1 protein-coding gene is annotated in these 265 nt (G+C 67.5%); it reads right to left on the reverse strand.

Features of this window, described 5'->3' with window-relative positions:
- On the reverse strand, positions 1-265 hold a 265-nt coding region (locus SB719_RS20660; RefSeq protein WP_412159814.1), incomplete at both ends, for a hypothetical protein.

The following is a 265-nucleotide window of genomic DNA, read 5'->3' on the forward strand; positions in this document are numbered from 1 at the left end:
CCCAAAGCGATGCACAACGTGCTCGTTGCGGCTCGCCATCGTCGCGATGAAGGCGCCGGCCTCCAGATCGCGCTCGCCACGGAAGATCGCGTAGGTCACGCCCTTCTTCGTCTGGCGGGCGAGGAAGTTGCGCAGGCCGATGCCACGGAAGTGGCCGGTCAGGCGGATGCCTTCTGGCGTCTCGCGCGCGGACAAGTCCTTGCGCACACGCCCGGCCTGGATGTCGTACTCGGCCTGGATGTCCCGACGCGCCTCCACCGGAATG

This window comes from Pantoea sp. SIMBA_079 (assembly GCF_046940275.1).
GTDB classification, from domain to species: domain Bacteria; phylum Pseudomonadota; class Gammaproteobacteria; order Enterobacterales; family Enterobacteriaceae; genus Pantoea; species Pantoea borealis.